The following is a 25860-nucleotide window of genomic DNA, read 5'->3' on the forward strand; positions in this document are numbered from 1 at the left end:
CCTTATCGACGTTTGCCTGACAGTTCGGCTGCAATGTATGCCTGCACACTTTTATATTGCATTACTTTGGTGATGAACTCTGCTGGACTGTATGGCCCATCCTTACGGCGAGAAACATTCAGAGTCTTTTTCACATTCTCAACATATAAATTAATACTCTTTATAATGTTGTGAGACATAACCGGATAGTCGCTTACAGCCAGTAAACCCAATGAGTTGTACTCATACATTGTGTTCATGAGCTGGTTCATCTCGAAGATGTACTTGTAAAACCTCATGGTGTTGTGGTTATTGAAGTTGAGTTGTACTGGTTCAAAACTGAAAGGTACAAACTGAGTTGATGACATGAATGAGTCATTCTTGTCGAACTCAATTGACTTAATATAAGCAACAAGATTTTCTTTCATCTTATTGTTTTCTTCATGCAGCTCGTTGAACCAATCCTGAATAGCCTGAACAAGGTCAGGATGTTTAACTGCATCAACCGTTTTAAAGAGAGAGGAAATAGCGATACTCACATCATCAAAACCTCTGATGACTGCTCCATTTCTGGCAGTTAAAAACCGGTTAAAATCTGGGGTGCCGGGGTTAATAATAACTTTGGCCATACCCTGGTGCTCTGGTCTACGTTGAGTAGAAGTTTGAGCGTTTACGCCTTGCTTTTTATTTGAACCTTTTACCATTACATCTTTTGGTTCAATGTTAATACGCTCATTGTCCGTGATAATTGCGTCGGTCATTGTGCCACCTTAGTTTTTGAGTATTGACGGATTTTTCGTCCAAGTTCGATATATGCTGAATGATAGAGCTCAAGCATTTCTCTGTAAGGCTCCAGCAATGCTTCCGTTTCAGAAATCATTTCGTATTCCCAGCTGGCATGGTTTACAAAACAGTTCTTAGAATATTTTCCACTTTTCATTGGTTGCACCCGTTTTGACATGTGACTAGGCGCTCTTGTTTTATAAGGGCTGAACTGATGCCAAGTGATCGTTACTTTTCTGGCATTACCAATTAGCTCAACTTTTGGTGCGTAAGAACCCAGATACTCCCTCTTTGGAACTTTGCTATGTCGGGTAAGGTTAATCTCTTGGTGGTTTCGTTCCTTCCACTTGATCCAGTATTTTGTAATGAGATCTTCAGCCTCAACACGCAAACCTTCAATCTGAGCACGTAAATTTTTACGTGTTAGCTCTATAGAACTTATAAGATTCGAATTACTCATGACGCCTCCTGATGTGAAATTACTATACCGGAGGAAATTTCCGTTTTTTTTCACGAACAGAAGATTTTTGAATGCTCTTTGATGAGGGAATTGAACAGATGTAATGCACTCGCTGTTTCCCCCATTCGGGAGGGGCCTTCAGAAACAGTAACAGCGAGTTTAGCCTCACTTCCATCGCTACCCTCTAAAGTTACTTTTGAGGGAATGACCATTGTGGATTATTGCTTTTGATAATGTGCATTGCTCTATTAAAGTTATACATATATCTAGTGCCACTTTTCCAAAAAAAATGACCCTATGGAACTTTGTCCATAGTGACACTTTTATAAAAAGTGACCCTATGACGACATTACATAGGGTCACTTTTCAAACATAAGTGACCCTATGTGAGGTATTCATAGGGTCACTTTTCTTTGTTTAGTGATCCTATGTAAGCATGAGGTTGATGAAAAGTAAAAATGTCAGTTTATGACGGTCAGTGAAAGACGTCGTTATTCTAATCCAACGTTGGGAGGGGCTGGATTTAGGTTTTTTTTTAATCGCTTCACATTTCGTTAGCATGCGAAGAAATTTTGATAAAATTCTGGTCAGTTTGGTTAAAAAGTGTTACAAGTAAGCGGTGTGGTTGAAGGGATAGATTTAAGGCTTATTCAAGCCTTAAGAAAATACTAAAAGTTACTTTTCACCCTACCGAACACCTAACAAAAAATCCATGTTGAAGATTTGAACAATTGTAATGGCGCAAGGACAATCAGCACATGTCAGAATCTGATAATTTAACTCGTAGCTTACTCGGTAAACTTTTCCGCACTGAGATTTCGCTTATTCGTAGTTACCGTGCATTTTTAATGTTATTGCCTGTGCATGGATCTTCTGCATATCAAACTGGGACTCCTCTTCTCCAGCGTCGCCTATTTGGGAAAGGATTTAGTACAGCCGCTGATTTAGCTTTTGAAGTGGAAACACGTCCAGGTAGTTTTTTGGTTCCGCGTACACTCGGAAAGGAAATTACATGGGAGAGGTTTTTTTCTGCGGTCTTGGACGGTGATTCCAATGTAATTCGTGAATATGATACAAATGATATTGACTATGGTATTTACGATGCCGGTGAAAAAGTGACTTTTCTGAATGGTACAGTGGATATCTATAATCCCAAGAAGATTCATGAGTTGCGTTCTAAATGTGTTGATATACAGAATGACTACTTTATGCAGGTGTTCTTTATCTCAATGCTCGCACCAGAGTTTGTAAGTGTTTTCTTTGGTTTAAAACCAACTACAGCTGATGCTATTAAAGACATTGGTTATTCATCGTTAAAAACAATTAACGATGTCGTTCTTTTCCCACGTACAATTGCTTTCTCACAAGGGCATATTGAAGAGAGTGTTTCACTTAAAACGAAAGTTTTTGCCTGGGCTTATGAATTGTCTGCTGACATCCGGTTAGGAAAAGTTAGTGATGATTTGATGGAACTATTACGTTATGACACTATGTTCACCAGTCACCGTCAGGATGTGTTCAACACTTTAACAAATAAAGTTATGTTAAAGGATTATTAATATGGCAAAGGTCGATCAAACAAAAGCTAATGCTCTATTGCGAGCAGCAAGGACTATGTCGCTTGGGGCAAATAAAAATACAATACGAATTTTGTACGGTAATCATGTTGCTGAAAATATCGATTTTGAGCCTGGTGCAAAAACAAAACTCAAAAAAGGTATCCGGGGCTGGAGCAAACGCACAGATAACCGCCGAGCTTTTTCTGCTGTTATTGATGTCGCAGTTAACTATTTTGGTTTTGATCCAATAAATCCGGAAGCGAGTTTTCGGCAAATTGACTTCAACCGAATAATGAGTGTCCTTCATAATCTGGGATACTTTGTATGCGCACCGGAAGTTAATAAAATAATAGAAATCCTTACTTCTATGAAAGAAATTGAAGAACTAGGTGCCTGCGAAAAATGTAAACGCCCATACATTGTGCCAGTGACAAATGATGCTTATTGTCCACGTTGCAGATTATCTTCAACTGCTTCAGCCATAGAGAGGTATTCTCAAGAAGAATTAGATTAAATTTAAAAAAGATATCGCGAAACTTGCCTTGTCTGAATCTAAATATTGACTTAAGTCAAATTCTGTTGTTTGCTTTACAATCAAATATTAGTTACAACTTAAATATTAACTCTTGACAAGTAAAGATATAATTTGATTTTTCTTTATACAGTCTTTCTTCGTTCCAAAAAATGTTCACCTTTTTTTCTGTTGAAAACGTAAAACTACTTAGGTTCTCTAAAACCTTCTATGCATGACGACTTCTTAATCGCTTTCAATTAATATATTTTATATTCTTGCCTAAGTTCGCTTCTTTGATCCTTAGCTATTCCTTCTTTGAAATATAGAAACAGCGTTACTGGTGATGATTTTTTTCAGCTCTTAATACACCTGTTTTCAAAGCAATATTTGCTTTTAGATATTCGATAAAACCATGTTTTTGTTACACCGGATTTTTCACAATGTGCAAGATGGATGATCTTTCCATCACCGAGACTATCTTCTTAGTCAGCACTCCTTTTCCGTCCTTTTCAACATAAAAACGACCATGCTATACGAGCTCTAACCTTTTTTTTGTATGCCATCATAACCGCATCAGAAAAGGAGAACGGTCTATGACTCGTATTGCATTAGCGCCTTCAAAGATGGTTTTGCTTATGTCTTTGGTAATTACTGGTGCCCACGCCAGCCCTGAGCAACCCCTAATAAAAGATACGCCCTTTGTATCAGGCCAGGCTTATAAGAAGGGTTTCTTCTGGTATGACGATCCTGCTAAAAAAAGCGAAGCTGAAGAAGAAAAGGTTTTGCCACCAACCGGTGCTGCTAGCTCGCCTTCAAAAGAGGAAAAGGTAGATTTAAATTCAAAATGGCTAAAAGAGAATATGCCTCGACTGTTAACGCAGGCAATGGATAACCCTACCGCAGAAAATCTATCACGTTATTACACGGCGCAAAGGTTAATGCTGGATATCAGTACGCGTTTTTCTGACAAATCAAAAGATTATTTTCTTAAAAACCCGATGATGTCTGAAAAACGCAGGCAACCAGTGGAAAAGGTGGCACTGGATGCTCACCGCACTGTTGTTGAAAAAAATCAGCAAACGGTAATGAAAGATATCTTTACTAAGTCAGGTTTATTTTTCTTTTTCCAGAGTACTTGCCAGTTTTGCCACGAAGAGAGCCAAATACTTCAATTTATGCAGAACTATTATTCGGTAGATATTCTTCCAATCAGTATGGATGGAAGGCCATTGCATAATGGCCTTTTTCAGGATTTTAACATCCCCAATGCACAAATTATTGATCAATTTAAAATTCGAGAGGTACCTACAATTTTCCTGGTTTCAAAGGATGGGACATCAGCTCAGCGCATTAGTGAAGGCATGATCTCCGCTGATGAATTAAAGAACACTATTATACTTGCCGCGAAGGGCATGAATCTGATCGATGACGCTTCGTTTCAGTCAACTCTAGATATTAAAAGGCAATATACCATCGGTGATGATGGCGTTATTACCGTTAATAAATCCGAAATGGAATCAGACCCATTCTTACTTCAAAAAATAATGGACCAAAAACTCGAAGGCTATGACATGCCTACGGCCGATCCGGTCAATTATCTCAATGCTGGCGGCAGTTTTGGAGGCACTTATGCGCAGTAATGCCGTTTTCAACTTCAAAAAGTTACTTTTGTCTCTTTCTGTTTGTGCTGCAATTTTAGCCCCGACTGCAAATGCAGACAACGCAATGCGTAACATTTTCAATGGCATGATGACGTCTACCAGCCCGGCCACCTTTTCCACAGCAACCCGTACAGGCATAGTTGGCGGGTCAATGTCTTACCGAACAACAAACGTTAATACCAACCTTGTTTCCATGTCGTTTCCAAAAGCTTCTGTCGGTTGTAATGGTATTGACGTTTTTCTTGGGTCCTTCAGCATGATCAACGGGGACCAGCTTGTGCAGGTGGCCCGTGGTATTGCCCAGGGTGCGGCTATCTATGCTTTTAACGTTGCTGTTTCAGCTATTTGTGCTGACTGTGCTGCAACGATTAATGACATCCAAAACAAACTGCAAGCGCTAAATAAATTTGCGAAAGATTCATGCAATGCAACTTACTCTTTCCTTTCTGAAAACGTGGGTACGCCAAGCCAGTTCGCTAACTCAGTTAGCTCTGGACCAGCCTCAATTCTGGGATCGATTAATGGTCTCATTCCTGATTTTGGCTCATCGATGACAAAGTCACCTGAAGCTGTCACTTCTCAGGTTAAAGCAAAGGATCCCGAAGAGTTCGCTGAAAAATTCAGTGGTAACCTCTTCTATATGTCGTTCATGGATATTGATAAGGGAACAATGAACATCGGAGGGGTAACGGAGTTATCCGGTTATAAATTGGCAGAACAACTTATGTCTCTCGTGGGTACTGTCATTATCAACTGGGATAGCAAAGGGGCACTGTTGCAAATAGTCGGTGGTGATAAACTTATCATCCCCTTTTGCTGATGGAGCTGCACATGAACCCATTCAAAGGCCGGCATTTTCAGCGTGACATCATTCTGTGGGCCGTACGCTGGTACTGCAAATACGGCATCAGTTACCGTGAGCTGCAGGAGATGCTGGCTGAACGCGGAGTGAATGTCGATCACTCCACGATTTACCGCTGGGTTCAGCGTTATGCGCCTGAAATGGAAAAACGGCTGCGCTGGTACTGGCGTAACCCTTCCGATCTTTGCCCGTGGCACATGGATGAAACCTACGTGAAGGTCAATGGCCGCTGGGCGTATCTGTACCGGGCCGTCGACAGCCGGGGCCGCACTGTCGATTTTTATCTCTCCTCCCGTCGTAACAGCAAAGCTGCATACCGGTTTCTGGGTAAAATCCTCAACAACGTGAAGAAGTGGCAGATCCCACGATTCATCAACACGGATAAAGCGCCCGCCTATGGTCGCGCGCTTGCTCTGCTCAAACGCGAAGGCCGGTGCCCGTCTGACGTTGAACACCGACAGATTAAGTACCGGAACAACGTGATTGAATGCGATCATGGCAAACTGAAACGGATAATCAACGCCACGCTGGGATTTAAATCCATGAAGACGGCTTACGCCACCATCAAAGGTATTGAGGTGATGCGTGCACTACGCAAAGGCCAGGCCTCAGCATTTTATTATGGTGATCCCCTGGGCGAAATGCGCCTGGTAAGCAGAGTTTTTGAAATGTAAGGCCTTTGAATAAGACAAAAGGCTGCCTCATCGCTAACTTTGCAACAGTGCCCCATTGTCGTTTTCAGAAGACGGCTGCACTGAACGTCAGAAGCCGACTGCACTATAGCAGCGGAGGGGTTGGATCCATCAGGCAACGACGGGCTGCTGCCGGCCATCAGCGGACGCAGGGAGGACTTTCCGCAACCGGCCGTTCGATGCGGCACCGATGGCCTTCGCGCAGGGGTAGTGAATCCGCCAGGATTGACTTGCGCTGCCCTACCTCTCACTAGTGAGGGGCGGCAGCGCATCAAGCGGTGAGCGCACTCCGGCACCGCCAACTTTCAGCACATGCGTGTAAATCATCGTCGTAGAGACGTCGGAATGGCCGAGCAGATCCTGCACGGTTCGAATGTCGTAACCGCTGCGGAGCAAGGCCGTCGCGAACGAGTGGCGGAGGGTGTGCGGTGTGGCGGGCTTCGTGATGCCTGCTTGTTCTACGGCACGTTTGAAGGCGCGCTGAAAGGTCTGGTCATACATGTGATGGCGACGCACGACACCGCTCCGTGGATCGGTCGAATGCGTGTGCTGCGCAAAAACCCAGAACCACGGCCAGGAATGCCCGGCGCGCGGATACTTCCGCTCAAGGGCGTCGGGAAGCGCAACGCCGCTGCGGCCCTCGGCCTGGTCCTTCAGCCACCATGCCCGTGCACGCGACAGCTGCTCGCGCAGGCTGGGTGCCAAGCTCTCGGGTAACATCAAGGCCCGATCCTTGGAGCCCTTGCCCTCCCGCACGATGATCGTGCCGTGATCGAAATCCAGATCCTTGACCCGCAGTTGCAAACCCTCACTGATCCGCATGCCCGTTCCATACAGAAGCTGGGCGAACAAACGATGCTCGCCTTCCAGAAAACCGAGGATGCGAACCACTTCATCCGGGGTCAGCACCACCGGCAAGCGCCGCGACGGCCGAGGTCTTCCGATCTCCTGAAGCCAGGGCAGATCCGTGCACAGCACCTTGCCGTAGAAGAACAGCAAGGCCGCCAATGCCTGACGATGCGTGGAGACCGAAACCTTGCGCTCGTTCGCCAGCCAGGACAGAAATGCCTCGACTTCGCTGCTGCCCAAGGTTGCCGGGTGACGCACACCGTGGAAACGGATGAAGGCACGAACCCAGTGGACATAAGCCTGTTCGGTTCGTAAACTGTAATGCAAGTAGCGTATGCGCTCACGCAACTGGTCCAGAACCTTGACCGAACGCAGCGGTGGTAACGGCGCAGTGGCGGTTTTCATGGCTTGTTATGACTGTTTTTTTGTACAGTCTATGCCTCGGGCATCCAAGCAGCAAGCGCGTTACGCCGTGGGTCGATGTTTGATGTTATGGAGCAGCAACGATGTTACGCAGCAGGGCAGTCGCCCTAAAACAAAGTTAGCCATTAAGGGAGTTAAATTGAAAATATCATTGATTTCTGCAGTGTCAGAAAATGGCGTAATCGGTAGTGGTCCTGATATCCCGTGGTCAGTAAAAGGTGAGCAACTACTCTTTAAAGCGCTCACATATAATCAATGGCTCCTTGTCGGAAGAAAAACATTTGACTCTATGGGTGTTCTTCCAAATCGCAAATATGCAGTAGTGTCAAAGAACGGAATTTCAAGCTCAAATGAAAACGTCCTAGTTTTTCCTTCAATAGAAAATGCTTTGAAAGAGCTATCAAAAGTTACAGATCATGTATATGTCTCTGGCGGGGGTCAAATCTATAATAGCCTTATTGAAAAAGCAGATATAATTCATTTGTCTACTGTTCACGTTGAAGTCGAAGGTGATATCAAATTCCCTATAATGCCTGAGAATTTCAATTTGGTTTTTGAACAGTTTTTTATGTCTAATATAAATTATACATACCAGATTTGGAAAAAAGGCTAACAATGCGTTGCAGCACCAGTCGCTTCGCTCCTTGGACAGCTTTTAAGTCGCGTCTTTGTGGTTTTGCTGCGCAAAAGTATTCCACAAAGCCGCAACTTAAAAGCTGCCGCTGAACTTAACGTTAGGCATCATGGGTGAATTTTTCCCTGCACAAGTTTTCAAGCAGCTGTCCCACGCTCGCGCGGTGATCGAGCGCCATCTGGCTGCGACACTGGACACAATCCACCTGTTCGGATCTGCGATCGATGGAGGGCTGAAGCCGGACAGCGACATAGACTTGCTCGTGACCGTCAGCGCCGCACCTAACGATTCGCTCCGGCAGGCGCTAATGCTCGATTTGCTGAAAGTCTCATCACCGCCAGGCGATGGCGGAACATGGCGACCGCTGGAGCTAACTGTTGTCGCTCGAAGCGAAGTAGTGCCTTGGCGCTATCCGGCGCGGCGTGAGCTTCAGTTCGGTGAGTGGCTCCGCCACGACATCCTTTCCGGAACGTTCGAGCCTGCCGTTCTGGATCACGATCTTGCGATTTTGCTGACCAAGGCGAGGCAACACAGCCTTGCGCTTCTAGGCCCATCCGCAGCCACGTTTTTCGAGCCGGTGCCGAAGGAGCATTTCTCCAAGGCGCTTTTCGACACTATTGCCCAGTGGAATGCAGAGTCGGATTGGAAGGGTGACGAGCGGAACGTCGTTCTTGCTCTTGCTCGCATTTGGTACAGCGCTTCAACTGGTCTCATTGCTCCTAAGGACGTTGCTGCCGCATGGGTATCGGAGCGTTTGCCTGCCGAGCATCGGCCCCTCATCTGCAAGGCACGCGCGGCGTACCTGGGTAGCGAGGACGACGACCTAGCAATGCGCGTCGAAGAGACGGCCGCGTTCGTTCGATATGCCAAAGCAACGATTGAGAGAATCTTGCGTTGAGCGGCATGTGCGAAAAGTGCATCGACCCGCGCCGAGGGCATCTGATGCCTAACTCGGCGTTCAAGCGGACGGGCTGCGCCCGCCGCTCAACTATGCGTTAGATGCACTAAGCACATAATTGCTCACAGCCAAACTATCAGGTCAAGTCTGCTTTTATTATTTTTAAGCGTGCATAATAAGCCCTACACAAATTGGGAGATATATCATGAAAGGCTGGCTTTTTCTTGTTATCGCAATAGTTGGCGAAGTAATCGCAACATCCGCATTAAAATCTAGCGAGGGCTTTACTAAGCTTGCCCCTTCCGCCGTTGTCATAATCGGTTATGGCATCGCATTTTATTTTCTTTCTCTGGTTCTGAAATCCATCCCTGTCGGTGTTGCTTATGCAGTCTGGTCGGGACTCGGCGTCGTCATAATTACAGCCATTGCCTGGTTGCTTCATGGGCAAAAGCTTGATGCGTGGGGCTTTGTAGGTATGGGGCTCATAATTGCTGCCTTTTTGCTCGCCCGATCCCCATCGTGGAAGTCGCTGCGGAGGCCGACGCCATGGTGACGGTGTTCGGCATTCTGAATCTCACCGAGGACTCCTTCTTCGATGAGAGCCGGCGGCTAGACCCCGCCGGCGCTGTCACCGCGGCGATCGAAATGCTGCGAGTCGGATCAGACGTCGTGGATGTCGGACCGGCCGCCAGCCATCCGGACGCGAGGCCTGTATCGCCGGCCGATGAGATCAGACGTATTGCGCCGCTCTTAGACGCCCTGTCCGATCAGATGCACCGTGTTTCAATCGACAGCTTCCAACCGGAAACCCAGCGCTATGCGCTCAAGCGCGGCGTGGGCTACCTGAACGATATCCAAGGATTTCCTGACCCTGCGCTCTATCCCGATATTGCTGAGGCGGACTGCAGGCTGGTGGTTATGCACTCAGCGCAGCGGGATGGCATCGCCACCCGCACCGGTCACCTTCGACCCGAAGACGCGCTCGACGAGATTGTGCGGTTCTTCGAGGCGCGGGTTTCCGCCTTGCGACGGAGCGGGGTCGCTGCCGACCGGCTCATCCTCGATCCGGGGATGGGATTTTTCTTGAGCCCCGCACCGGAAACATCGCTGCACGTGCTGTCGAACCTTCAAAAGCTGAAGTCGGCGTTGGGGCTTCCGCTATTGGTCTCGGTGTCGCGGAAATCCTTCTTGGGCGCCACCGTTGGCCTTCCTGTAAAGGATCTGGGTCCAGCGAGCCTTGCGGCGGAACTTCACGCGATCGGCAATGGCGCTGACTACGTCCGCACCCACGCGCCTGGAGATCTGCGAAGCGCAATCACCTTCTCGGAAACCCTCGCGAAATTTCGCAGTCGCGACGCCAGAGACCGAGGGTTAGATCATGCCTAGCATTCACCTTCCGGCCGCCCGCTAGCGGACCCTGGTCAGGTTCCGCGAAGGTGGGCGCAGACATGCTGGGCTCGTCAGGATCAAACTGCACTATGAGGCGGCGGTTCATACCGCGCCAGGGGAGCGAATGGACAGCGAGGAGCCTCCGAACGTTCGGGTCGCCTGCTCGGGTGATATCGACGAGGTTGTGCGGCTGATGCACGACGCTGCGGCGTGGATGTCCGCCAAGGGAACGCCCGCCTGGGACGTCGCGCGGATCGACCGGACATTCGCGGAGACCTTCGTCCTGAGATCCGAGCTCCTAGGGATCGCCTCAGAAAACGGAAAATAAAGCACGCTAAGCCGTAAGTAAGCGTGCTCCTGTGAAAGCCACAGCTAAAACTGCGTAGTACACATAGAGGTATTTTTTTCTAGATTTATATCGAATTTCGTTATCGAATTTCGCTTATTATTGATCAACTCGTTGCAGATCATGAAGGCGAAAGTATGACGAATAACCCTACCGATGACAGCAGACCATGGTCGGTCTTTCTTATTTTTCTGCGGCTTGGATTGACATCTTTTGGCGGCCCCATTGCGCACTTGGGCTACTTCCGCGCCGAATTTGTCACACGGCGGCGCTGGCTCTCCGAACGGAGCTATGCTGACTTGGTCGCGCTTTGTCAGTTCTTGCCAGGGCCTGCAAGCAGCCAGGTCGGCATAGCGGTAGGACTGTCTCGGGCTGGATACAGCGGGGCGCTGGCTGCTTGGGCTGGCTTCACGCTGCCGTCTGCCATAGCCTTGATCCTTTTTGCGCTCGGCATCTCCAGCTATGGCGATTACGTCTCGCAGGGCGCGTTGCATGGCTTAAAAGTGGTGGCTGTGGCCGTGGTCGCTCAAGCAGTATGGGGCATGGCGCGTAACCTATGCACGGATGGGCTGCGAGTCACCATCATGGCAATTGCTACCTGCGTCGTTTTACTTGTGCCGTCCGCGTGGGGACAGGTTGGCGTGATTGCTATCGCAGGCATCGCAGGCCGGTTATTGTTCAAGCCAGCGAAAGTTGTTGAGCATGACCCCCTACCTATCACGGTCAGTCACCGGGCCGGCGTGCTTTGGCTCTCGCTGTTCTTTGTCTTGCTGATTGGCCTGCCGGTGTTGGCCGAACTGATGCCAAGTCAAACCATGGCAATGGTGGATTCCTTCTATCGTGTCGGATCACTGGTGTTCGGCGGTGGTCACGTTGTGCTGCCATTACTGCAAGCCGAAGTGGTGCCCTCCGGCTGGGTCAACAATGAATCCTTTCTCGCGGGGTACGGGGCAGCTCAAGCGGTGCCCGGCCCTTTGTTCACGTTCGCCGCGTTTCTTGGTGCCTCGATGAACACCGCCCCGTCGGGCTGGATCGGCGGCATTGTGTGTCTGCTGGCTATCTTCGCGCCCTCGTTCTTGCTGGTCGTCGGATCAATGCCATTTTGGGAGCGTTTGCGCCGCAATACAGGCATCCAAGCTGCGCTGGCCGGGATCAATGCCGCTGTAGTCGGCTTGCTGCTGGCCGCGCTGTATCAGCCTGTATGGACTAGCGCCATCTTTCAGCCGCAAGACTTCGGCTTGGCATTAGTTGCCCTTGTCGCACTTATGTTCTGGAAGCTCCCGCCGTGGCTGGTTGTCCTCGGTAGCGGTGCAGCTGGGTGGCTGTTGAGCGTCGCTCTGTGAGGCACAAAAAATGACTGACAAAGACCTCTACGGCGGTTTGATCCGCCTGCACATCCTTCACCATGCAGCCGAGGAACCTGTCTTTGGGCTGGGGATCATCGAAGAGCTACGCCGACACGGCTACGAGATGAGCGCTGGCACCGTGTACCCGATGCTGCACGGCCTGGAAAAAAAAGGCTATCTGACCTCACGCCACGAACGCACCGGGCGACGTGAACGGCGTGTTTATGACATCACTGAACAAGGCAGAACTGCACTTGCTGATGCGAAAACAAAGGTCAAGGAGCTGTTCGGAGAGTTGGTAGAAGGTGGTTGAGTTTTTGCTTCTATGTCAGGTTGAGCTATACCCTAACTGGATTGTCATTTTCAGAAGACGACTGCACCAGTTGATTGGGCGTAATGGCTGTTGTGCAGCCAGCTCCTGACAGTTCAATATCAGAAGTGATCTGCACCAATCTCGACTATGCTCAATACTCGTGTGGGCTCTGTTGCAAAAATCGTGAAGCTTGAGCATGCTTGGCGGAGATTGGACGGACGGAACGATGACGGATTTCAAGTGGCGCCATTTCCAGGGTGATGTGATCCTGTGGGCGGTGCGCTGGTATTGTCGCTATCCGATCAGCTATCGCGACCTTGAGGAAATGCTGGCGGAACGCGGCATTTCGGTCGACCATACGACGATCTATCGCTGGGTCCAGTGCTACGCCCCGGAGATGGAGAAGCGGCTGCGCTGGTTCTGGCGGCGTGGCTTTGATCCGAGCTGGCGCCTGGATGAAACCTACGTCAAGGTGCGGGGCAAGTGGACCTACCTGTACCGGGCAGTCGACAAGCGGGGCGACACGATCGATTTCTACCTGTCGCCGACCCGCAGCGCCAAGGCAGCGAAGCGGTTCCTGGGCAAGGCCCTGCGAGGCCTGAAGCACTGGGAAAAGCCTGCCACGCTCAATACCGACAAAGCGCCGAGCTATGGTGCAGCGATCACCGAATTGAAGCGCGAAGGAAAGCTGGACCGGGAGACGGCCCACCGGCAGGTGAAGTATCTCAATAACGTGATCGAGGCCGATCACGGAAAGCTCAAGATACTGATCAAGCCGGTGCGCGGTTTCAAATCGATCCCCACGGCCTATGCCACGATCAAGGGATTCGAAGTCATGCGAGCCCTGCGCAAAGGACAGGCTCGCCCCTGGTGCCTGCAGCCCGGCATCAGGGGCGAGGTGCGCCTTGTGGAGAGAGCTTTTGGCATTGGGCCCTCGGCGCTGACGGAGGCCATGGGCATGCTCAACCACCATTTCGCAGCAGCCGCCTGATCGGCGCAGAGCGACAGCCTACCTCTGACTGCCGCCAATCTTTGCAACAGAGCCCGCCGTGCTAGTCTGCTCGGTGATGGTGGAGTGAAGCCAACCCGCAATCGGGTTATGAATCTGCATCGCGATTCGCAATCAGCTGTCTCTTGAGCATGTCGAACTCCTGCGATGTTATCTCGCCGTGCTCGTGCTGCTACACCAACTTGTCCAACTCATCCGCCACACCGCTCCCCACCACCTGCGATGGCCAGGTTGTTTGCTGGGCGCATTGGCGGAGTATCGTCTCGACCCGGGACACCCACACCGGCACAACCTTACGGGAGTGATTCACTGTCAAAGAATCGGCCCGGTGCTCTGACGCAAGTATCGGGATGGTCACCATTTGTAAGCCGTAGACCTGAGTGGTGATCAAGACTTCGATACCACCGACCGTACCGGTACTAATCGACGACGGTCGTGTTCGTCGCCTGCCGCAGGGACTCTGCACACCTCCGTTTACGCATGTGCCTGGAGGAGTTGGAAATCGTCGTGTTCGGGAAACATTAAACACAGGATGGCAGCGATCTGAGCCAGCACATGATCAGCTAGCTCACCATCCGGATCGACGGCCCACTGCATCGTCGCGCCAGCGATGACCGAGTGCAGGAGCAACTCAGCTGCCGCAGGAGCACCTGGGGGCAGTCGCTTGCGGATCCCCTCCACCACCGCGCGGTTCCGCTGGATCGCAAGCGTGCGTAGCTCCGGCACCTGGAGCTCGTACCAGGAGATGAGATAGTTCACCGAGAAGTCGTTGCGAGTGTTCATGCTCCGAACGAGCACCTGCAAAAATTCCCAGAGCCCTTGCGGCCCTGCGCCTATCGGTATCGCATTCAGGTAATGCCGCACCTGCTCGACGCCGCGCTCCATCATCCTCACCAGCAGCGTATCGCGGTTGGTGAAGCGCTGGATTAACGCTGCGCGGGAGAGCCCCACCTCCTTTGCTACTCCGCTGAGCGTGAACTCTATGGGACCGCAACGCTTCAGCACTACGGTGGCGGCCTCGAGTACCTCGTCATCGGACTTGAGCTTGGGGCGGGGCATCAGTGTTCACCTTCTGTATGGGTTGGGGCGGAGGCTGTGGCTGCCGCCGCCATTGTAGCAAATTGAAGACGGAGCGAGAGTAGAGCCACGAGCCCCGCAAACACGGCCGATACAACGAGGCCAGGGAGCGGACCAGCAAGGTCGACAAACGCGCCGGCCGCAAGCATAACCATGGACGAGGCTGACAGCATCACCGCCGAGACCGTGCCGAGTACCCGGCCGAGAAGTTCTGGCGGCGTGCGGTTGTAGATGGCAGCGTTGAGAATGGGAGAGACTGAGCCGGTCAGCAGTCCCACGAGCGCGCCCAACAACATCAGCACCGGCACGCCTGGCAACTGTGAAAGCAGAAGCGAGCCCACCGCAGAGCCACAAAATGCCACCGCCAGCCAGTTCTGCGCTGATATCCGGGCGCCGACCGACGCATGAATGGCAATGCCAAGGAGACCACCAGCCCCCATCATTGAGGAGAACAGCCCGAGCTCTGCTACTTGGCGTCCTGCATCTACAAACAGCGCAGGCATGATGACGCTGCCGTTGGCGCCAACGATGCCCACGAAGATCATCACTATACCAAAGAGAGGGCGCAGCAGGGGTTCGCTCCAGAGAAAAGCGACGCCGGCGCGCATGGAGAGAGTCGCCGTCGTGGTCATCGTCCGAGCGGCACGCGCGGGAAGCACCCACGCGCCGAGCAGACCTGCAAGGACGGAGCAGAACGCCGTCAGCCCGAGCGTTGGCGCAGCGCCAAGCAGGCCGATTGCGGCCCCCCCAAGGGCCGGGCCACCTAGAATCGCGACGTTCCCGATCACCGCTTTCAGTGACGAGACGCGCTCAACGGAGAGCCCGGCGACGTGGCCGAGTTTGGGCAGCTCACTGTCCTGCGCGGCCATACCGGGTGCGTCGAACGCGGCACCGAGCACCACGCAAGCGATCAGCCCAGTGTTCGAGAGGGCGCCAACGGCATCGAGCAGTGGGATGCTCGCCATGGCCACGCCGCCCACCACACCCGAGATCAATGCGACGGGCGCGCGCCCGAACCGATCGACGAGGCCACCACCAACCCACGCGCCGATGATGGTCGCGATGACGCTGCTAGCGGCCGTGGCGCCCGCCCAGGCCGCGCTCTTTGTATGAGACAGGACGAACCATGGAAGCGCGAGGGCCGCCACCGCGTTGCCGATCCGGAAGAGAAAGGTCGCCGCGAACAGCGTCGCGAGCGGGCTATATCGACGTTCGCTCATTCCGCTGCGGCGAGCTGCGCCTTCGCCGCAGCGAGGTACTCTTCGTTACCCGAGTCGAGGGCGAAGAGTGCGTAGGTGACCGCCCCGAACGCAAGGCGCTCCGCGATGTGGTGGGCGAGCCGCGGCCACACCCGGCCACCGGCCGCTTCATACGTGAGGAGGAGCTTCGCGAGCCCCTCTTCACCAAAGACCATAAGGTGCGCGGCCATGTCGATGGCAGGGTCATCAACGCGGGCCTCGCTCCAGTCGATCATCCCGCTGACGCGCTCCGTGTTGTCGATGAGCACATGGCCCACGTAGAGATCGCCATGCACCACCACGGAGAAATCTGGCCACGACGAATCGTCGTCGAGCCAGCGCTGCCACCGGTGGAGGCGCTTGTCGTTCACCACGAACTCGCGTCGGACGCGGTCAACGTCGTCGGCCACCTTCTGACGGGCCTGCGTCGGTGTACGGATGAGCATCCCCGCATCCACGGCGGCGGAAATGGGGACGGCATGCAGGGCGGCGAGCGCGGTCGCGAAGCTCTCCGCGAAGACCTCCGAGTCCTGCGGCACGACCCAGTCGGGCGTGGACGAACCAGGCTGGATGACCATCGCAGTCGAGTCTTCGAGCATGGGATAGGCAACGAGCTCGGCGTTGGCCACGCGCCAGTCCGGCACCGCGAACGGCAGGCGATTCTTGAGCATTGCCAGCACCCGCGCCTCTGGTTCGACCTTCGCGCTTACCTCGGCTCGGCGCGGGATGCGCAGCACCCACCGACGTCCATCGTCGACGGTGGCGATCACGATCCTATAGTCGAGCCCAAGCTCATTGACAGTCAGCGGGCCATGGAGCTTGAGCCCATGTCGGGCTGCAAGTGCGTACAGTTGGGAGGTATCGGCGGTCGTGACTACGGTCATGATTCACTCCTGAGGGCTTGACGGGTTTAGCCACCTAAATGTAACAGTCACGTCGGTTATATTCAATCCGGCACTGTTGCAAAGTTAGCGATGAGGCAGCCTTTTGTCTTATTCAAAGGCCTTACATTTCAAAAACTCTGCTTACCAGGCGCATTTCGCCCAGGGGATCACCATAATAAAATGCTGAGGCCTGGCCTTTGCGTAGTGCACGCATCACCTCAATACCTTTGATGGTGGCGTAAGCCGTCTTCATGGATTTAAATCCCAGCGTGGCGCCGATTATCCGTTTCAGTTTGCCATGATCGCATTCAATCACGTTGTTCCGGTACTTAATCTGTCGGTGTTCAACGTCAGACGGGCACCGGCCTTCGCGTTTGAGCAGAGCAAGCGCGCGACCATAGGCGGGCGCTTTATCCGTGTTGATGAATCGCGGGATCTGCCACTTCTTCACGTTGTTGAGGATTTTACCCAGAAACCGGTATGCAGCTTTGCTGTTACGACGGGAGGAGAGATAAAAATCGACAGTGCGGCCCCGGCTGTCGACGGCCCGGTACAGATACGCCCAGCGGCCATTGACCTTCACGTAGGTTTCATCCATGTGCCACGGGCAAAGATCGGAAGGGTTACGCCAGTACCAGCGCAGCCGTTTTTCCATTTCAGGCGCATAACGCTGAACCCAGCGGTAAATCGTGGAGTGATCGACATTCACTCCGCGTTCAGCCAGCATCTCCTGCAGCTCACGGTAACTGATGCCGTATTTGCAGTACCAGCGTACGGCCCACAGAATGATGTCACGCTGAAAATGCCGGCCTTTGAATGGGTTCATGTGCAGCTCCATCAGCAAAAGGGGATGATAAGTTTATCACCACCGACTATTTGCAACAGTGCCTCTCGATAGGTATAGTGTTTTGCAGTTTAGAGGAGATATCGCGATGCATACGCGGAAGGCAATAACGGAGGCAATTCGAAAATTAGGAGTCCAAACCGGTGACCTGTTGATGGTGCATGCCTCACTTAAAGCGATTGGTCCGGTCGAAGGAGGAGCGGAGACGGTCGTTGCCGCGTTACGCTCCGCGGTTGGGCCGACTGGCACTGTGATGGGATACGCGTCGTGGGACCGATCACCCTACGAGGAGACTCTGAATGGCGCTCGGTTGGATGACAAAGCCCGCCGTACCTGGCCGCCGTTCGATCCCGCAACGGCCGGGACTTACCGTGGGTTCGGCCTGCTGAATCAATTTCTGGTTCAAGCCCCCGGCGCGCGGCGCAGCGCGCACCCCGATGCATCGATGGTCGCGGTTGGTCCGCTAGCTGAAACGCTGACGGAGCCTCACGAACTCGGTCACGCCTTGGGGGAAGGGTCGCCCGTCGAGCGGTTCGTCCGCCTTGGCGGGAAGGCCCTGCTGTTGGGTGCGCCGCTAAACTCCGTTACCGCATTGCACTACGCCGAGGCGGTTGCGGATATCCCCAACAAACGATGGGTGACGTATGAGATGCCGATGCTTGGAAGAAACGGTGAAGTCGCCTGGAAAACGGCATCAGAATACGATTCAAACGGCATTCTCGATTGCTTTGCTATCGAAGGAAAGCCGGATGCGGTCGAAACTATAGCAAATGCTTACGTGAAGCTCGGTCGCCATCGAGAAGGTGTCGTGGGCTTTGCTCAGTGCTACCTGTTCGACGCGCAGGACATCGTGACGTTCGGCGTCACCTATCTTGAGAAGCACTTCGGAGCCACTCCGATCGTGCCAGCACACGAAGCCGCCCAGCGCTCTTGCGAGCCTTCCGGTTAGAGGCCGTCGACAATGATAATCTGGATCAACGGACCTTTCGGCGCCGGAAAGACGACTCTCGCTGAGCGGCTGCGCGATCGGCGTCCGAAATCGCTGATCTTTGACCCTGAGGAAATCGGGTTCGTGGTGAAAGAAACGGTCCCCATACCAGCGAGCGGAGACTATCAGGATCTCCCCTTGTGGAGGGGACTTACGATCGCTGCGGTCAGCGAGATTCGCAGGAAGGCACTGTTGCAAATAGTCGGTGGTGATAAACTTATCATCCCCTTTTGCTGATGGAGCTGCACATGAACCCATTCAAAGGCCGGCATTTTCAGCGTGACATCATTCTGTGGGCCGTACGCTGGTACTGCAAATACGGCATCAGTTACCGTGAGCTGCAGGAGATGCTGGCTGAACGCGGAGTGAATGTCGATCACTCCACGATTTACCGCTGGGTTCAGCGTTATGCGCCTGAAATGGAAAAACGGCTGCGCTGGTACTGGCGTAACCCTTCCGATCTTTGCCCGTGGCACATGGATGAAACCTACGTGAAGGTCAATGGCCGCTGGGCGTATCTGTACCGGGCCGTCGACAGCCGGGGCCGCACTGTCGATTTTTATCTCTCCTCCCGTCGTAACAGCAAAGCTGCATACCGGTTTCTGGGTAAAATCCTCAACAACGTGAAGAAGTGGCAGATCCCACGATTCATCAACACGGATAAAGCGCCCGCCTATGGTCGCGCGCTTGCTCTGCTCAAACGCGAAGGCCGGTGCCCGTCTGACGTTGAACACCGACAGATTAAGTACCGGAACAACGTGATTGAATGCGATCATGGCAAACTGAAACGGATAATCAACGCCACGCTGGGATTTAAATCCATGAAGACGGCTTACGCCACCATCAAAGGTATTGAGGTGATGCGTGCACTACGCAAAGGCCAGGCCTCAGCATTTTATTATGGTGATCCCCTGGGCGAAATGCGCCTGGTAAGCAGAGTTTTTGAAATGTAAGGCCTTTGAATAAGACAAAAGGCTGCCTCATCGCTAACTTTGCAACAGTGCCCTCTGCGGTGCTAAAAAGAACAAGATTCACCGCAACCCAGGACACTGCCATGTTAGATTACCGCTTCCCGACAGCTTTGCAGATGGTTCTCAGCGTAGCAATGGCGGAGCAGATGGGTGAACGTTCGACGAGTGCGATTCTGGCCTACGGCCTGGAAGCGAACCCGAGCTTTATCCGTAAACTAATGGTTCCGCTAACTCGTGACGGCATTATCGTCTCCACGCTTGGTCGCAACGGCTCAATTCATCTTGGCCGTCCGGCGGACAAGATCACCCTGCGTGATATCTATCTTTCGGTTATCGAAGATAAAAAACTGTGGGCGTCGCGTCCTGACGTCCCGGCCCGCTGCGTGGTCAGCGCCAACGCCTGCTGGTACTTCAAATCGGTTGCCGATGAAGCAGAGCAGGCTTCGTTAAACGTCCTCGCTCGCCATACCGTGGCCAGCGCGCTGGAGGCGGTCAAAAACGCCGATACCAGCGGCTGCGACCCGGTGCCGGAAATGATCGCCCGCTTTAAAAAAGCGCATTAATCATTTTCTGGTGACGAAAAAAAACCGCCTTCAAATTGTGAAGGCGGTTTTTTTGTTATCTGCTGCAGGCTAGGCGGGCAGATCCTCCTGGACCGGCTTCCTGCGGGTCACCAGTTTCCGTAGCGTCACGTAAAACACCGGCGTCAGGAACAGACCGAAGAGCGTCACGCCCAGCATCCCGGAGAACACCGTGATCCCGGTGACGCCGCGGACTTCCGCCCCCGCGCCGTGGCCGAGGATCAGCGGAATGGTCCCGGCGATAAAGGCGATGGAGGTCATCACGATCGGGCGCAGACGCAGGCGGCATGCCTCCAGCGCCGCTTCCATGATGCCTTTCCCCTGGATCTCCAGCTCGCGGGCAAACTCGACGATCAGAATGGCGTTTTTACAGGCCAGGCCCATCAGGACCACCAGACCCACCTGCACGAAGACGTTGTTATCGCCCCCGGTCAGCCAGACGCCAAACAGCGCGGAGAGCATCGTCATCGGTACGATAAGGATCACCGCCAGCGGCAGGGTCCAGCTTTCATACAGCGCGGCCAGTACGAGGAATGCCAGCAGCACCGCCACCGGGAAGACGATCAGCGCCGTGTTGCCCTGGGTGGCCTGCTGGAAGCTGAGATCCGTCCACTCAATATTCATCCCATTCGGCAGGATCTGCTTCGACAGCTCTTCCAGATGCGTCATCGCCTGCGAAGAAGAGAGGACCCGCGGATCGGCATCGCCAATCAGGTCCGCCGCCGGATAACCGTTGTAGCGGATCACCGGATCCGGCCCGTAGGTGGTACTGATATTCACCATACTGCCGATCGGTACCATTTCGCCCTGATTATTGCGGGTGCGCAGATTGGCGATATCTTCCACGCTCTCGCGGTATGGTCCGTCAGCCTGGGCCATCACGCGCCAGGTACGCCCGAACTGGTTAAAGTCATTGACATAAGACGAGCCGAGATAGGTCTGCAGCGTACCGAACAGATCGGTTAGCGATACCCCCTGCGCTTTCGCCTTATCGCGATCGACCTGCACGTCCAGCTGCGGCACGTTAGCCTGGTAAGTCGAGATCGGGAAGTGCATCCCCGGCGTCTGCATAATCGCCCCGGACATCGCATTCACCGCGCTTTGCAGCGCGCCATAGCCCAGCCCTCCGCGATCCTGGATGTACAGGGAGTAGCCGGAACCCTGACCCAGACCTAAAATCGGCGGCGGCAGGATGGAAAAGCCAAAGCCCTGCTGGATTTGCGCGATTTTGGCGTTGATCTCCGCGTTAATTTCCGCCGCCGTGTGTTTGCGCTGGTCGAACGGTTTCAGGCCAAAAAAGACCGTCCCGGTATTCGGCGTGTTGGTGAACTGCAGCGCGTTAAGCCCCGGGAAAGCGACCGCATAGTCGACCCCTTCGGTATTCATCCCGATCTCGCTCATTTTGCGGATCACCGCGTCGGTGCGCGCCAGCGACGACCCTTCCGGCATCTTCACGCCGCCAATGAGATACAGCTTATCCTGGGTGGGAATAAACCCGCCGGGGACGACTTTAAACATCACCCCAGCGGCGCAGAGCAGCAGCAGGTACACCGCAAACACTGCGCCACGGCGTCCAAGCGTTTTGCCTACCAGTCCCTGATAGCCGTTCGAGCTGCGCAGGAAAAAGCGGTTAAACGGACGGAAAATCCAGCCAAACAGGCGATCGATCAGCCGGGTAGGGAGGTCTTTCTTCGCGCCGTGCGGCTTTAACAGCAGGGCCGCCAGCGCCGGGGAGAGCGTCAGCGAGTTGATGGCCGAGATCACCGTCGAGATGGCGATGGTCACCGCGAACTGTTTGTAGAACTGGCCGGTGACCCCGGAGAGAAACGCCATCGGCACGAACACCGCACACAGCACCAGCGCAATGGCGATAATCGGCCCGGAGACCTCACGCATCGCCTGATGCGCCGCGGCAAGCGGCGCAAGCCCCTCTTCGATATTACGCTCGACGTTCTCCACCACCACGATGGCGTCGTCCACCACGATACCGATAGCCAGTACCAGCCCGAACAGGCTCAGGGTATTCAGCGAGAAGCCCAGCAGATAGAGAATGCTGAAGGTACCCACCACCGATACCGGCACAGCGATCAACGGGATAATCGACGCGCGCCAGGTCTGCAGGAACAGGATCACTACCAGCACCACCAGCACTACCGCCTCCAGCAGCGTCTGCACCACCGCGCGGATGGAGTCGCGGACGAAAACCGTCGGGTCGTACGGCGCCGCCCATTGCATATCTTCCGGGAAGCGGGTGGCCAGCTCGGCCATTTTGGCGCGTACCGCGTTCGACAGATCGATGGCGTTAGCGCCGGGTGACTGGAAGATACCGATCCCGACCGCATCCTTATTGTTGAGCTGGGAGCGCAGCGCATAGCTACCGGAACCCATCTCGATGCGCGCCACGTCGCGCAGGCGGACCAGCGAGCCATCCTGCGCCGTTTTCAGAATGATATTGCCAAACTCTTCTTCGGTATGCAGACGGCCCTGGGCGTTAATGGAGATCAGGAAATCGCTCTCCTGCGGCAGCGGCTCGGCGCCAAGCTGTCCGGCAGACACCTGGACGTTTTGCTCCTGCATCGCCGTCACCACATCCGAGGCCGTCAGACCGCGGGCAGCGACCTTATTGGGATCCAGCCAGACGCGCATCGCATATTCACCGGAGCCAAAAATCTGGATCTGGCCGACGCCGGGCAGGCGCGCCAGCTCATCCTTCACTTTCAGCGTGGCGTAGTTGCGCATATACAGCGAGTCGTACTTCCCGCCGGGGGAGAACAGATGCACCACCAGGGTCAGCGTCGGAGACTGCTTCTGGGTGGTGATCCCCAGACGGCGTACATCCTCCGGCAGACGCGCTTCGGCCTGCGCGACGCGGTTCTGCACCTGAACCTGCGCCTGATCCGGGTCGGTACCCGGGCGGAAGGTGACGGTGGTGACCAGCACGCCGTCGGAGCCGGCGACCGATTTCATGTACATCATGTTTTCAACGCCGTTGATCGCTTCCTCCAGCGGCGTCGCCACGGTCTCGGCAATCACTTTCGGGTTGGCGCCGGGATACTCCGCGCGCACCTGGACGCTCGGCGGGACGACATCCGGATATTCGCTCACCGGCAGCAGTGGGATAGCGATTAACCCGGTGATAAAAATTAAAATCGACAGCACCGCGGCGAAAATCGGCCTGTCGATAAAAAAGCGGGAAAAGTCCATGTCTTGGATTCTCTGATTAGGGATCAGTTAAGGGTGGCGCTGGAGGTCATGGCAACGGTTTTGGCGTTAACCGGCATACCCGGCATAAACACTTTTTGTAAGCCGTCGACGATGACGCTATCCCCAGGATTCAACCCCTTCTGAACGATGCGTAAACCGTCTGCCAGCCGCCCTGGGGTAATGTCGCGGCGCTGTGCTTTACCATCTTTATCAACGATATAGACGTATTTACGATCCTGATCGGTCAGTACCGCTTTGTCGTCGATCAGCGTGGCTTTGAACTCTGCGCTGCCCGGCAGACGCACGCGGGCAAACAGCCCCGGCGTGAACAGACGCTGCGAGTTATCCAGCAGCGCACGCATGCGGATGGTGCCGGTACTCGGCGTTAACTGATTATCGAGAAAATCCACTTTGCCCTGGTGGGGGTAACCCTCCTCGCCCACCAGGCCAATCTCCACCGGGAGCGCCTGATTATCGCTGGACGCGCCTTGCCCGCGGCGGGCGAGGTTTTGATAGTGGAGGTAGGTTGACTCGTCGACGTCAAAGTAGACGTACACCGTCTTTTGCGAGACCAGGGTGGTGAGCACGCTGGCGGTGTCGCCCGCGGTGACCAGGTTACCGCTGGTGATCAGCGCCCGGCTGGCGCGGCCGTCAATAGGGGCGGTCACTTTGGTGAAGTCGAGGTTAAGCTGCGCGGCATCCACCGCCGCCTGCGCGGCGCGAATGTCGGCCTGCGCCTGAACCGCGGCTGACCGGCGCTGCTCCCACTCTTCACGGGAGACGAGGTTGGTATGGACTAATTTATCGGTGCGGTTCGCCTCGCTTTGCGCGAGGCTGGCCTGCGTTTTGGCTCTTGCCAACGCCGCCTGCGCCTGCTCCAGCGCGGCGCGATAGGTTCTGTCATCTATCGTGAACAGCACCTGGCCCTTTTTCACCTCCTGGCCGTCAGTGTAATTCACTTTATCAATGTATCCCGAGACGCGAGGGCGAAGCTGAACGCTCTCCACCGCTTCAATGCGACCGTTAAAACTATCCCACTGACTGATCGACTTCACCAGCACCTTAGCGGCGCTGACCGTCGGGGCGGGAGGCGCAGCATTCTGTGCGACGCTGTCGTCGCAGCCGACGAGCAGAAAGGAGAGCATCATCGCGCCGAGCGCGGTCAGGTGAATGTTTCCCCAGGTTTTTTGCAGGCTCATTATTTTTATTCCGGTAAATGTAGCCGCCGGGCAAGACGCAGCGTGAGAAGCCGCGCCACTTCCTTTGTCCGGGCTGGCTTAAGGCCATTTGTGTCGATCATCGCCACAAAACTGTAACAATTTCGAATACACTATCGCGGCGATTGTAGGAAGGCGCTTAACTAAGTGCAAGAATAATTGTTGCACTTTATGTGCGGTCCAGGGGGGGGATAAAAAACCGCGATCCCGGCGTGGATTTAAATGTAACAATAAAACTGGCACTGTTGCAAATAGTCGGTGGTGATAAACTTATCATCCCCTTTTGCTGATGGAGCTGCACATGAACCCATTCAAAGGCCGGCATTTTCAGCGTGACATCATTCTGTGGGCCGTACGCTGGTACTGCAAATACGGCATCAGTTACCGTGAGCTGCAGGAGATGCTGGCTGAACGCGGAGTGAATGTCGATCACTCCACGATTTACCGCTGGGTTCAGCGTTATGCGCCTGAAATGGAAAAACGGCTGCGCTGGTACTGGCGTAACCCTTCCGATCTTTGCCCGTGGCACATGGATGAAACCTACGTGAAGGTCAATGGCCGCTGGGCGTATCTGTACCGGGCCGTCGACAGCCGGGGCCGCACTGTCGATTTTTATCTCTCCTCCCGTCGTAACAGCAAAGCTGCATACCGGTTTCTGGGTAAAATCCTCAACAACGTGAAGAAGTGGCAGATCCCACGATTCATCAACACGGATAAAGCGCCCGCCTATGGTCGCGCGCTTGCTCTGCTCAAACGCGAAGGCCGGTGCCCGTCTGACGTTGAACACCGACAGATTAAGTACCGGAACAACGTGATTGAATGCGATCATGGCAAACTGAAACGGATAATCAACGCCACGCTGGGATTTAAATCCATGAAGACGGCTTACGCCACCATCAAAGGTATTGAGGTGATGCGTGCACTACGCAAAGGCCAGGCCTCAGCATTTTATTATGGTGATCCCCTGGGCGAAATGCGCCTGGTAAGCAGAGTTTTTGAAATGTAAGGCCTTTGAATAAGACAAAAGGCTGCCTCATCGCTAACTTTGCAACAGTGCCCAAGGAAGTGTATGAAAAATGTCTGGTATAATAAAGATATCATCTTGAAAATCGAGTGTTGCTCTGTGGATAACTTGCAGG

At 53.5% G+C, this 25860-nt stretch carries 25 protein-coding genes and 3 pseudogenes; 19 read left to right on the top strand and 9 right to left on the bottom strand.

The annotated features are described in order from the left end of the window. Positions 1 to 2: 2 nt before the first annotated feature. Both EOS98_RS23440 and mobI read right to left on the bottom strand, forming a co-directional pair. Entirely contained in the window at positions 3 to 740 is a 738-nt protein-coding gene (locus tag EOS98_RS23440) for a hypothetical protein (protein WP_000128631.1), read from the bottom strand. After that, on the bottom strand, positions 737 to 1222 hold the full coding sequence (gene mobI / locus EOS98_RS23445) for a conjugative transfer protein MobI(A/C) (RefSeq protein WP_000071885.1): 486 nt from the start codon (positions 1220 to 1222) through the stop codon (positions 737 to 739). Before mobI ends, EOS98_RS23440 begins: the two co-directional genes overlap by 4 nt. Before the next feature lie 758 nt (positions 1223 to 1980). Here mobI and EOS98_RS23450 point away from each other — a divergent pair. The 5 genes and pseudogenes from EOS98_RS23450 (at position 1981) to EOS98_RS23470 (ending at position 6492) form a co-directional block, all read left to right on the top strand. Beyond that, on the top strand, positions 1981 to 2781 hold the full coding sequence (locus EOS98_RS23450; RefSeq protein WP_000004209.1) for a hypothetical protein: 801 nt from the start codon (positions 1981 to 1983) through the stop codon (positions 2779 to 2781). Between the two features lies 1 nt (position 2782). Continuing rightward, positions 2783 to 3295, top strand: coding sequence for a hypothetical protein (locus EOS98_RS23455; RefSeq protein ID WP_001140953.1), 513 nt, complete (start codon positions 2783 to 2785; stop codon positions 3293 to 3295). Positions 3296 to 3888: 593 nt separating this feature from the next. Next, positions 3889 to 4935 carry a thioredoxin family protein gene (locus EOS98_RS23460; RefSeq protein ID WP_000196728.1) on the top strand — a complete coding sequence of 349 codons (1047 nt, stop codon included), beginning with the start codon at positions 3889 to 3891 and terminating at the stop codon, positions 4933 to 4935. Beyond that, positions 4925 to 5725, top strand: a pseudogene (gene trhH, locus EOS98_RS23465) (IncHI-type conjugal transfer protein TrhH); the annotation flags it as partial. The gene EOS98_RS23460 and the pseudogene trhH, both read left to right, overlap by 11 nt. Positions 5726 to 5787: 62 nt before the next feature. Next, the gene (locus EOS98_RS23470) at positions 5788 to 6492 is read left to right on the top strand and encodes an IS6-like element IS26 family transposase (RefSeq protein ID WP_001067858.1); all 705 of its coding nucleotides are present in this window, start codon (positions 5788 to 5790) and stop codon (positions 6490 to 6492) included. A 258-nt stretch (positions 6493 to 6750) separates the two neighbouring features. Here the strand turns inward: EOS98_RS23470 and intI1 are convergent, their stop codons facing one another. Continuing rightward, positions 6751 to 7764 (bottom strand): class 1 integron integrase IntI1, encoded by a 1014-nt coding sequence (gene intI1, locus EOS98_RS23480; RefSeq protein WP_000845048.1) that lies wholly within the window; start codon positions 7762 to 7764, stop codon positions 6751 to 6753. 157 nt (positions 7765 to 7921) lie between these two features. Between intI1 and dfrA17 the strand changes: the two genes are divergently transcribed. From dfrA17 to EOS98_RS23530, 9 genes and pseudogenes are all read left to right on the top strand, one after another. Beyond that, positions 7922 to 8395 (top strand): trimethoprim-resistant dihydrofolate reductase DfrA17, encoded by a 474-nt coding sequence (dfrA17, locus tag EOS98_RS23485; protein WP_001389366.1) that lies wholly within the window; start codon positions 7922 to 7924, stop codon positions 8393 to 8395. Between the two features lie 130 nt (positions 8396 to 8525). Further along, positions 8526 to 9314 carry an ANT(3'')-Ia family aminoglycoside nucleotidyltransferase AadA5 gene (locus EOS98_RS23490; protein WP_000503573.1) on the top strand — a complete coding sequence of 263 codons (789 nt, stop codon included), beginning with the start codon at positions 8526 to 8528 and terminating at the stop codon, positions 9312 to 9314. A 205-nt stretch (positions 9315 to 9519) separates the two neighbouring features. Beyond that, positions 9520 to 9867, top strand: coding sequence for a quaternary ammonium compound efflux SMR transporter QacE delta 1 (locus EOS98_RS23495; RefSeq protein WP_000679427.1), 348 nt, complete (start codon positions 9520 to 9522; stop codon positions 9865 to 9867). Then, the gene (sul1, locus tag EOS98_RS23500; RefSeq protein ID WP_000259031.1) at positions 9861 to 10700 is read left to right on the top strand and encodes a sulfonamide-resistant dihydropteroate synthase Sul1; all 840 of its coding nucleotides are present in this window, start codon (positions 9861 to 9863) and stop codon (positions 10698 to 10700) included. Before EOS98_RS23495 ends, sul1 begins: the two co-directional genes overlap by 7 nt. Before the next feature lie 127 nt (positions 10701 to 10827). Then, the gene (locus EOS98_RS23510; RefSeq protein ID WP_000376616.1) at positions 10828 to 11031 is read left to right on the top strand and encodes a hypothetical protein; all 204 of its coding nucleotides are present in this window, start codon (positions 10828 to 10830) and stop codon (positions 11029 to 11031) included. Between the two features lie 155 nt (positions 11032 to 11186). Continuing rightward, complete coding sequence (gene chrA / locus EOS98_RS23515; RefSeq protein ID WP_000184001.1) at positions 11187 to 12392, top strand: chromate efflux transporter; 1206 nt, start codon at positions 11187 to 11189, stop codon at positions 12390 to 12392. A gap of 10 nt (positions 12393 to 12402) precedes the next feature. Next, positions 12403 to 12708, top strand: coding sequence for a PadR family transcriptional regulator (locus EOS98_RS23520; protein ID WP_000130000.1), 306 nt, complete (start codon positions 12403 to 12405; stop codon positions 12706 to 12708). 43 nt (positions 12709 to 12751) lie between these two features. Beyond that, a pseudogene (locus EOS98_RS24660) lies at positions 12752 to 12817 on the top strand (EAL domain-containing protein); the annotation flags it as partial. 117 nt (positions 12818 to 12934) lie between these two features. After that, positions 12935 to 13699, top strand: coding sequence for an IS6-like element IS6100 family transposase (locus EOS98_RS23530; RefSeq protein ID WP_001389365.1), 765 nt, complete (start codon positions 12935 to 12937; stop codon positions 13697 to 13699). 492 nt (positions 13700 to 14191) lie between these two features. Here the strand turns inward: EOS98_RS23530 and mphR(A) are convergent, their stop codons facing one another. The 4 genes from mphR(A) to EOS98_RS23565 form a co-directional block, all read right to left on the bottom strand. Then, complete coding sequence (gene mphR(A) / locus EOS98_RS23545; protein ID WP_001137892.1) at positions 14192 to 14776, bottom strand: macrolide-binding transcriptional repressor MphR(A); 585 nt, start codon at positions 14774 to 14776, stop codon at positions 14192 to 14194. Next, complete coding sequence (gene mrx(A) / locus EOS98_RS23550) at positions 14776 to 16014, bottom strand: macrolide resistance MFS transporter Mrx(A) (protein ID WP_064986949.1); 1239 nt, start codon at positions 16012 to 16014, stop codon at positions 14776 to 14778. Before mrx(A) ends, mphR(A) begins: the two co-directional genes overlap by 1 nt. Continuing rightward, positions 16011 to 16916, bottom strand: coding sequence for an Mph(A) family macrolide 2'-phosphotransferase (locus tag EOS98_RS23555; protein ID WP_000219391.1), 906 nt, complete (start codon positions 16914 to 16916; stop codon positions 16011 to 16013). Before EOS98_RS23555 ends, mrx(A) begins: the two co-directional genes overlap by 4 nt. Positions 16917 to 17037: 121 nt before the next feature. Then, positions 17038 to 17742 carry an IS6-like element IS26 family transposase gene (locus EOS98_RS23565; protein ID WP_001067855.1) on the bottom strand — a complete coding sequence of 235 codons (705 nt, stop codon included), beginning with the start codon at positions 17740 to 17742 and terminating at the stop codon, positions 17038 to 17040. 106 nt (positions 17743 to 17848) lie between these two features. Here EOS98_RS23565 and aac(3)-IIe point away from each other — a divergent pair, with 106 nt between their 5' ends. From aac(3)-IIe to EOS98_RS23590, 4 genes and pseudogenes are all read left to right on the top strand, one after another. Next, positions 17849 to 18709: an aminoglycoside N-acetyltransferase AAC(3)-IIe gene (gene aac(3)-IIe, locus EOS98_RS23570; RefSeq protein ID WP_000557452.1), complete on the top strand. Its 861-nt coding sequence runs from the start codon at positions 17849 to 17851 to the stop codon at positions 18707 to 18709. A 12-nt stretch (positions 18710 to 18721) separates the two neighbouring features. Further along, a pseudogene (locus EOS98_RS23575) lies at positions 18722 to 18976 on the top strand (hypothetical protein); the annotation flags it as partial. A gap of 20 nt (positions 18977 to 18996) precedes the next feature. Next, positions 18997 to 19701, top strand: a complete 705-nt coding sequence (locus tag EOS98_RS23580; protein WP_001067858.1) for an IS6-like element IS26 family transposase — start codon at positions 18997 to 18999, stop codon at positions 19699 to 19701. A gap of 101 nt (positions 19702 to 19802) precedes the next feature. Further along, positions 19803 to 20282, top strand: a complete 480-nt coding sequence (locus tag EOS98_RS23590; protein ID WP_000888203.1) for an RrF2 family transcriptional regulator — start codon at positions 19803 to 19805, stop codon at positions 20280 to 20282. 69 nt (positions 20283 to 20351) lie between these two features. On the opposite strand, the gene oqxB is transcribed toward EOS98_RS23590, so the two are convergent. Next, positions 20352 to 23504, bottom strand: a complete 3153-nt coding sequence (gene oqxB, locus EOS98_RS23595) for a multidrug efflux RND transporter permease subunit OqxB (protein ID WP_000347934.1) — start codon at positions 23502 to 23504, stop codon at positions 20352 to 20354. Between the two features lie 23 nt (positions 23505 to 23527). Continuing rightward, entirely contained in the window at positions 23528 to 24703 is a 1176-nt protein-coding gene (gene oqxA, locus EOS98_RS23600) for a multidrug efflux RND transporter periplasmic adaptor subunit OqxA (RefSeq protein ID WP_002914189.1), read from the bottom strand. Positions 24704 to 25022: 319 nt separating this feature from the next. On the opposite strand from oqxA, the gene EOS98_RS23605 reads away from it, so the two are divergent. Further along, positions 25023 to 25727: an IS6-like element IS26 family transposase gene (locus EOS98_RS23605; RefSeq protein ID WP_001067858.1), complete on the top strand. Its 705-nt coding sequence runs from the start codon at positions 25023 to 25025 to the stop codon at positions 25725 to 25727. The last annotated feature ends 133 nt before the right edge of the window (positions 25728 to 25860 follow it).

The sequence above is a fragment of the Salmonella sp. SSDFZ69 genome (genome assembly GCF_004010755.1).
In the GTDB taxonomy this organism is placed as follows: domain Bacteria; phylum Pseudomonadota; class Gammaproteobacteria; order Enterobacterales; family Enterobacteriaceae; genus Salmonella; species Salmonella enterica.

Excerpts from the sequence above, each read along its gene's own strand:
- EOS98_RS23455 (WP_001140953.1), top strand. The coding sequence starts at position 2,783 with ATGGCAAAGGTCGATCAAACAAAAGCTAATGCTCTATTGCGAGCAGCA.
- EOS98_RS23605 (WP_001067858.1), top strand. The coding sequence starts at position 25,023 with ATGAACCCATTCAAAGGCCGGCATTTTCAGCGTGACATCATTCTGTGG.
- EOS98_RS23460 (WP_000196728.1), top strand. The coding sequence starts at position 3,889 with ATGACTCGTATTGCATTAGCGCCTTCAAAGATGGTTTTGCTTATGTCT.
- EOS98_RS23590 (WP_000888203.1), top strand. The coding sequence starts at position 19,803 with ATGTTAGATTACCGCTTCCCGACAGCTTTGCAGATGGTTCTCAGCGTA.
- intI1 (WP_000845048.1), bottom strand. The coding sequence starts at position 7,764 with ATGAAAACCGCCACTGCGCCGTTACCACCGCTGCGTTCGGTCAAGGTT.
- EOS98_RS23470 (WP_001067858.1), top strand. The coding sequence starts at position 5,788 with ATGAACCCATTCAAAGGCCGGCATTTTCAGCGTGACATCATTCTGTGG.
- oqxB (WP_000347934.1), bottom strand. The coding sequence starts at position 23,504 with ATGGACTTTTCCCGCTTTTTTATCGACAGGCCGATTTTCGCCGCGGTG.
- mobI (WP_000071885.1), bottom strand. The coding sequence starts at position 1,222 with ATGAGTAATTCGAATCTTATAAGTTCTATAGAGCTAACACGTAAAAAT.
- EOS98_RS23510 (WP_000376616.1), top strand. The coding sequence starts at position 10,828 with ATGGACAGCGAGGAGCCTCCGAACGTTCGGGTCGCCTGCTCGGGTGAT.
- oqxA (WP_002914189.1), bottom strand. The coding sequence starts at position 24,703 with ATGAGCCTGCAAAAAACCTGGGGAAACATTCACCTGACCGCGCTCGGC.
- chrA (WP_000184001.1), top strand. The coding sequence starts at position 11,187 with ATGACGAATAACCCTACCGATGACAGCAGACCATGGTCGGTCTTTCTT.
- EOS98_RS23555 (WP_000219391.1), bottom strand. The coding sequence starts at position 16,916 with ATGACCGTAGTCACGACCGCCGATACCTCCCAACTGTACGCACTTGCA.
- EOS98_RS23565 (WP_001067855.1), bottom strand. The coding sequence starts at position 17,742 with ATGAACCCATTCAAAGGCCGGCATTTTCAGCGTGACATCATTCTGTGG.
- EOS98_RS23520 (WP_000130000.1), top strand. The coding sequence starts at position 12,403 with ATGACTGACAAAGACCTCTACGGCGGTTTGATCCGCCTGCACATCCTT.
- EOS98_RS23490 (WP_000503573.1), top strand. The coding sequence starts at position 8,526 with ATGGGTGAATTTTTCCCTGCACAAGTTTTCAAGCAGCTGTCCCACGCT.
- EOS98_RS23495 (WP_000679427.1), top strand. The coding sequence starts at position 9,520 with ATGAAAGGCTGGCTTTTTCTTGTTATCGCAATAGTTGGCGAAGTAATC.
- sul1 (WP_000259031.1), top strand. The coding sequence starts at position 9,861 with ATGGTGACGGTGTTCGGCATTCTGAATCTCACCGAGGACTCCTTCTTC.
- EOS98_RS23450 (WP_000004209.1), top strand. The coding sequence starts at position 1,981 with ATGTCAGAATCTGATAATTTAACTCGTAGCTTACTCGGTAAACTTTTC.
- EOS98_RS23580 (WP_001067858.1), top strand. The coding sequence starts at position 18,997 with ATGAACCCATTCAAAGGCCGGCATTTTCAGCGTGACATCATTCTGTGG.
- EOS98_RS23440 (WP_000128631.1), bottom strand. The coding sequence starts at position 740 with ATGACCGACGCAATTATCACGGACAATGAGCGTATTAACATTGAACCA.
- EOS98_RS23530 (WP_001389365.1), top strand. The coding sequence starts at position 12,935 with ATGACGGATTTCAAGTGGCGCCATTTCCAGGGTGATGTGATCCTGTGG.